Below are 6,473 nucleotides of genomic sequence, written 5' to 3'. Positions count from 1 at the left end.
CCGGCACACCTCCCCCGCCGCCCGCTCCACCGTCTCCGCGTCGGCCCCCACCGCGAGCAGACAGAACTCGTCCCCGCCGAGCCTGGCCGCCAGCGCACCCGGCACGGCGGCGCCGCACCGCGAGAGCACCGAGCCGAACCGCTCGAGCAGCCGGTCCCCAGTGGCGTGCCCGAAGGTGTCGTTGACCTTCTTCAGACCGTTCACGTCGCAGACCACCAGGCTCACCACCTCGCCGGTCGCCCGGTGCCGCTCCAACGCCTCGTCCAGGCGTATCTCCACCGCCCTGCGGTTGGCGAGGCCGGTCAGCGGGTCGGTGAACGCCAGCCGCCGCGCCTCGGCGAGCCGCTCGTACTGCACGAGGCCGGCCGCCACCACGGACGCCAGCACCGAGGCGAAGTCCGCGTCCTCCCGCTCGAAGGACGCCACGCCAGAGCCGCGCGCCACGTACAGCTCCCCCCACGCCCGCCCGTGCAGCACGATCGGCGCCACCACGCAGCAGCCGCGGCCGCGCCGCCGCAGCACCGCCACCCGCCGGCTGCCGCGCGGCCCGGCCGCCGTCTCCACCCAGGCCCGCGGCTCGGCGCCGCGCGTCCACCGCTCGTGCAGGAACTCGGTGATCTCGGGGAAGTCGTGCACCGGATACGACTCGTCCTCCGGGTAGGGCTCCTCGCCGGGCGCCAGCTCCCCCGTGTTGACCAGCACCCGCAGCCGGCCGCGCTCACGCTCCCAGACCGACAGCGCGGCGAAGGCACCACCCAACGCCCGCCGCGCGCCCTCGGCGGCGGCGTGCGCGACCTCGGGCAGCGCCTGCGCGGCGGCCATCCGCTGCGCCAGCTCTACCACGGCACGCAGCCGGCTGTCCTCACCCATAAGCCCAGGCTATGGGCGTACGCCCCGCTTCGGGTCGTTACGCTAGCCCTTCACTCGCCTGGCCAGTCAGGGGTGCGCTTCTCGTTGAACGCGGCCACCCCCTCCTTGCGGTCAAGCGAGAACGCGACCGTGCGCCACGCCGCGTCCTCCACCTCGAGCCCGGACCGCAGGTCGAGGCCGAAGCCGGTGCGCAGCGCCCGCTTGGCGGCCCGCAGCCCCACCGGGGAGTTGGCCGCGATGGTGCGGGCCAGGGCCAGCGCCTCGTCCCTGGCCCGGCCGTCCTCGGTCAGCGCGTCGACCAGGCCGAGCTCCCGCGCCTCGGCGGCCGGCACGCGCCGCCCGGTGAAGATCAGCTCCGCCGCCCTGGCCGCGCCCACCCGGCGCGGCAGCAGCTGGGTGCCGCCGCCGCCGGGGATGACGCCCACGGTCACCTCGGGCAGGCCGACCACGGCCGTCGGGTCGGCCACGATCAGGTCGCAGGAGAGCGCCAGCTCGAAGCCGCCGCCGAGCGCGAAGCCGCGCACCGCCGCGATCGCCGGCACCGACAGGTCGAGCACGGCCGTGAACGCCCCGCGCAGCACCGTGCGGTGCCGGCCGAACTCCGCGTCCGACAGGCCGTTGCGCTCCTTGAGGTCGGCGCCGACGCAGAACGCCCGGTCGTGCGTCGACGTCAGCACCACGGCCCGCACCCGCCGGTCACTCGACAGGTCGGCGCAGGCCGCCGTCAGCCGCCACGCCAGCTCGGTGGAGAGCGCGTTCATCGCCGCCGCCCGGTCCAGCACCAACTCCCCGACGTGGGCCGCCTCGTCGATCCGCACCGACACCCACTCGCCATACCGCTGGGTCACCGTTCGCTCGCTCAGCTCGCTCATGGCCGGCATTATCAGCCCCCGCTCGACGCGCGTCAGCCGGTCTCGCCCCGGCGGCTCAGCAGCCAGGGCTCGATGATGCCGAGCCCGCGCACCGGGCGCTGGTAGAGGGGCTGGAGGGCGAAGCGGTAGCCGGCCGCGCGGCCGTCGGCCGAGTCGGCGGCCTTCTCCGAGTGCGGGGCGAGGCCGGCCGCCGTCAGCTCCTCGCGCATCACGCCGTCCACCAGGACCATGTCCTTGGGCGCTATCGACGTCAGCCGGCTCGCCAGGTTCACCGTGTTGCCGAAGACGTCACCCATCCGCGTCGTCACGGTGCCGAACGCGATGCCGACCCGCAGCTCGGGCATCATCGGGTCGTCGCCGAGCGTCTCCACGAGCCGCAGCCCGATGTCGGCCGCCACGCCCGGGTCGTCGGCCGCGAACAGCACCTCGTCGCCGAGGGTCTTGATGAGCCGCCCGCCCTGGGCCGCGATCTGGTCGGCCGCCGTGGTCTCGAACGCCTCCACCAGCTCGCCGAGCTGCTCCTCCTCGAGACGCCTGGTCAACCGGGTGAAGCCCACCAGGTCGGCGAAGCCGATCGCCAGCCTGCGGTCCACCATCTCCGTGTCGTCCTGGGCCTGCACCACCCGGCCGGTGGCCGCCGCCAGCTGCCGACGCCACACGTACACCAGGAACTCCTGGAGCTCCGGCAGCAGCAGCTCGACCAGCGGATAGGCCACGTCCGTCCTGGTCATGCCGGGCTCCGGCGGCTCGGTGAGCCGCTCGAGGAAGGAGTCGATCTGCCAGTCCGCGAGCCGGGCCGTGGTCTGCCCGGTGGACCTGGCCACCTGAACCGCCATCGACTCGCTCAGCAGCCCGGCCTCGACGAGGCCCGCGAGGCGCCGCAACGCCAGCACGTCGGCCTCGGTCAGTGCCCGCGCCTGGCCCACGTCGGGGAAGCCCATCGCGCGCCAGAACCTGGACGCCAGGTCCAGCGGAACCCCGGCCGCCCTGGCCGCCTGGAACGGGGTGTACCGCCGCTCGGCGCCGATGATCAGCGCCTCCACGCGCAGCGCGACGTTCTGGGCCTCGTCCTCCGCCGGGTCACCGCCGGTGACGGTGGTCTCGGACCTGCCCGGATCAGCCTCGGACACGGTCACCGCCCTCGCCCGCACCGCGCCTGTCGAGCCCTTCGCGCGTTCTCACGGCCCCAACCCTACGGCAGGTGTGCCCTATGTCACGTCGCACGGAGATGGATGATGTCAGCGGCCGCCACCGGCTGGCGAGATCCGGCCGCCTCGATGACGAGCCGGCCGTCGCCGTCCAGCGCCACCGCCTCACCGCGCAGCTCGCCGCCGCCAGGCAGCTCGGCGCGCACCGTGCGGCCCAGCGTCGCGCAGCCGGCCGCGTAGGCGGCGTCCAGGCCGCTGACCGCCGGATCGCCCGCGGCCTCCACCCACCGCCGGTACCAGTCGGCGAGCGAGCGCAGCACCGCGCGCAGCAGCGGGTCCCGGTCGGTGGTGACGGCGTTCGCCAGCAGCAGCGAGCCGGCGGTCGGCACCGGCAGTTCGTCGGCGCGCAGCGAGACGTTGAGCCCGAGGCCGAGCACCACGGCCCCGTCGTCGCCGACGACCCGCTCGGCGAGGATCCCGCCCACCTTGCGTTCCTCGCCGCCCACCGACACGAGCAGGTCGTTGGGCCACTTCAACGCCGTGTCCACGCCGCCGACCCGGGACAGCGCGGTCGCCGCCGCCACCCCGGCGAGCAGCGGCAGCCAGGTCAGCCGGTGCGCGGGCACCCCGGCACGCTCCGGGTCGAGCAGCACCGAGAAGAACAGGCCGGATCGCGCCGGTGCGCTCCAGCCGCGGCCGAGCCGGCCACGGCCCCGCGTCTGCTCCTCGGCGATCAGCACGGTGCCGGGCCGCGCCCGGCCGGCGCTCGCCGCCGCGGCGAGGTCGGCATTGGTCGATCCCGTGCTCTCGGTCACGTCGATCCTGGTCCACACGCCGTCCGGCCAGATCAGGGCGGAGCGCAGCGGGGAGACGCGCAACGGCGGCCGGTCCAGGTCGGACCAGCGGCTGGGCTGGGGAGTCATGCGGACAAATCTAAGGGAGCGGACCGTTCGGAGGGCGGCTGCCAGGGAGGCGCCCGCACGGCGCGCCGGGCCGCCGTTACCCTACGGATCGGTAGCCATCCGAGGACGAGGAGCCATGCCGGTGCCCGAGGACATCCAGACCACGGCCGGAAAGATCGCCGACCTCAGGCGCCGGGCGGCGGAAGCCGTCAACGCCGGCTCGGCGCGCGCGGTGGAGAAGCAGCACGCCAAGGGCAAGTTGACGGCCCGGGAGCGGATCGAATTCCTGCTTGACGAGGGTTCGTTCGTCGAGCTCGACGAGTTCGCGAGGCACCGCTCGACCAACTTCGGCATCGAGCACAACCGCCCCTACGGCGACGGCGTGGTCACCGGCTACGGCACGGTGGACGGCCGGCAGATCTGCGTCTACTCGCAGGACTTCACCGTCTTCGGCGGCTCGCTCGGCGAGGTGTACGGCGAGAAGATCGTCAAGGTGATGGACTTCGCGCTGCGCACCGGTTGCCCGATTGTCGGCATCAACGACGGCGGCGGCGCCCGCATCCAGGAGGGGGTGGTGGCGCTCGGCCTCTTCGCGGAGATCTTCCGGCGCAACGTGCACGCCTCAGGCGTGGTGCCGCAGATCTCTCTGATCGTCGGCCCCTGCGCCGGTGGCGCCGTCTACTCCCCCGCCATCACCGACTTCACCGTGATGGTCGACAGGACCTCGCACATGTTCATCACCGGGCCTGACGTGATCAGGACGGTCACCGGCGAGGACGTCGGCTTCGAGGACCTGGGCGGCGCCCGCACCCACAACACGCGCTCCGGCGTCGCGCACCACATGGCCGGGGACGAGAAGGACGCCATCGAGTACGTGAAGGCGCTGCTCTCCTACCTGCCTTCCAACAACCTCTCCGAGCCGCCCGTCTACGAACAGCGCTACACCGACGAGGAGTTGGCCGTCAGCGACGAGGACCGCGAGCTCGACGCGCTGATCCCGGACTCCGACAACCAGCCCTACGACATGCACCAGGCAATCGAACACGTCCTGGACGACGGGGAGTTCCTCGAGACCCAGGCGATGTTCGCGCCCAACGTCATCACCGGCTTCGGCCGGGTGGAGGGCGCCCCGGTCGGCATCGTCGCCAACCAGCCGCTGCAGTTCGCCGGTTGCCTCGACATCAACGCCTCCGAGAAGGCCGCGCGCTTCGTGCGCACCTGCGACGCGTTCAACCTGCCGGTGCTGACCTTCGTCGACGTGCCCGGCTTCCTGCCCGGCACCGACCAGGAGTACAACGGCATCATCAGGCGCGGCGCCAAGCTGATCTACGCCTACGCCGAGGCCACCGTGCCGCTGGTCACCGTGATCACCCGCAAGGCGTTCGGCGGCGCCTACGACGTGATGGGCTCCAAGCACCTGGGCGCCGACCTCAACCTGGCCTGGCCCACCGCCCAGATCGCCGTGATGGGCGCCCAGGGCGCCGTCAACATCCTGCACCGGCGCACGCTGGCAGGGCTTGAGTCGGACGAGGAGCGCGAGGAGACCAGGGCCAGGCTCACCGCCGAGTACGAGGCGGCGCTGCTCAACCCGTACGCGGCGGCCGAACGCGGCTACGTGGACGCCGTGATCGAGCCGTCCGAGACCCGCCGGCACGTCGTCCGAGGGCTGCGGGCGCTGCGCACCAAGCGGGCCCAGCTGCCGCCCAAGAAGCACGGCAACATCCCGTTGTGAGAGGTGAGGCGATGAGCGAGGTGCCGGAGCGCGGTCCCGAGCGGATCAGGGTGGTGCGGGGCAACCCGACACCCGAGGAGCTGGCGGCCGCGGTGACGGTGATGCGGGCGCGGGTCGCCGCGGCCGCGGCGTCCGCCGAGGCGGACGCGGAGCCGGGGCCACCGTCGGCCTCGGCCTGGTCGCACCCGGCCCGCACCGTCCCGCGCCGCCCGCCGGCCCCCGGGCCCGGCGCGTGGCGGACCAGTTTCTGGCCTGCCTGAACCCCGGATCTGAGTACGGATACTTAGGCGCCGGGCGGGCCCGGGCTGTCACCCTGGACGTATGCTCTGGTCCGATCTACACCAACAGCCGACCGACGACGGGGGATTAGCCGCCGCGCGGGCCAAGCTGCGCCGCGCCGGATGGCTGATCGCCGTGGCGGCGCCGCTGGCGCTGCTGCTGATCAGCCGCTGACCGTGTATCGGCGGCGGTGCCCGAGCCGTAGAACGCGTCGAGGGCGTAGGACTCCAGGGACCGCTCCTTCCGCCGCGCCAACTCGTCGCGCAGCGGCACCATCGGTGACGGGCGTCAGACACCTGATCTCGTACCGGTCGAAGGGCGTGCAGTCGGCCGGCCACGCTCGTTCGCGGCGTGCGTCGGCCTGAGAGAAGGCCTGTGAGATCGCGCGGCGGCTTTCTCATCCCGCTCTCATGACGCGCTCAGGATCCGCTCACGCCGCCGCCCTACCGTCCCGCCCATGATCCTCACCTACCTCCGCCGCGAGCTGCGCAGACGCCGAAGAACCCAACTCGTCGTCGCCGCCGGCCTGGCGCTGGGCATCGCGCTCGTCATCGTCGTCAACGCCGTCTCGGCCGGCATGCAACGCGCCCAGGACGAGGTGCTGCGCTCGCTCTACGGCCTCGGCACGGACATCACCGTGAGCAGGGCCTTCACCGCGCCAGGGGAGGGC

7 protein-coding genes and 1 pseudogene are annotated in these 6,473 nt (G+C 73.2%); 4 read left to right on the top strand and 4 right to left on the bottom strand.

Annotated features, from left to right (window positions below):
* The 4 genes from E1265_RS31745 to E1265_RS31730 all read right to left on the bottom strand — a co-directional run.
* Nucleotides 1-870 (bottom strand): sensor domain-containing diguanylate cyclase (locus E1265_RS31745; protein ID WP_132934428.1); only part of this gene is annotated, 870 nt, incomplete at its 3' end.
* 50 nt (nt 871-920) lie between these two features.
* A complete protein-coding gene (locus E1265_RS31740; protein ID WP_132934427.1) occupies nt 921-1,742 on the bottom strand; it encodes an enoyl-CoA hydratase-related protein in 822 nt (273 codons plus the stop codon).
* Between the two features lie 32 nt (nt 1,743-1,774).
* Entirely contained in the window at nt 1,775-2,791 is a 1,017-nt protein-coding gene (locus E1265_RS31735) for an adenylate/guanylate cyclase domain-containing protein (protein WP_243741251.1), read from the bottom strand.
* A 164-nt stretch (nt 2,792-2,955) separates the two neighbouring features.
* Nucleotides 2,956-3,813 carry a biotin--[acetyl-CoA-carboxylase] ligase gene (locus tag E1265_RS31730; RefSeq protein ID WP_132934425.1) on the bottom strand — a complete coding sequence of 286 codons (858 nt, stop codon included), beginning with the start codon at nt 3,811-3,813 and terminating at the stop codon, nt 2,956-2,958.
* 115 nt (nt 3,814-3,928) lie between these two features.
* Here E1265_RS31730 and E1265_RS31725 point away from each other — a divergent pair, with 115 nt between their 5' ends.
* The 4 genes and pseudogenes from E1265_RS31725 to E1265_RS31715 form a co-directional block, all read left to right on the top strand.
* Nucleotides 3,929-5,524, top strand: coding sequence for an acyl-CoA carboxylase subunit beta (locus E1265_RS31725; protein ID WP_132934424.1), 1,596 nt, complete (start codon nt 3,929-3,931; stop codon nt 5,522-5,524).
* Between the two features lie 11 nt (nt 5,525-5,535).
* Nucleotides 5,536-5,784, top strand: coding sequence for an acyl-CoA carboxylase subunit epsilon (locus E1265_RS31720; RefSeq protein ID WP_132934423.1), 249 nt, complete (start codon nt 5,536-5,538; stop codon nt 5,782-5,784).
* 61 nt (nt 5,785-5,845) lie between these two features.
* Nucleotides 5,846-5,977, top strand: coding sequence for a hypothetical protein (locus tag E1265_RS40485; protein WP_279571482.1), 132 nt, complete (start codon nt 5,846-5,848; stop codon nt 5,975-5,977).
* A 283-nt stretch (nt 5,978-6,260) separates the two neighbouring features.
* A pseudogene (locus E1265_RS31715) lies at nt 6,261-6,473 on the top strand (ABC transporter permease); the annotation flags it as partial.

The sequence above is a fragment of the Streptomyces sp. 8K308 genome, assembly GCF_004348315.1.
Classification (GTDB): domain Bacteria; phylum Actinomycetota; class Actinomycetes; order Streptomycetales; family Streptomycetaceae; genus Streptomyces.
This window is presented reverse-complemented; position numbering and strand designations above follow the sequence as displayed.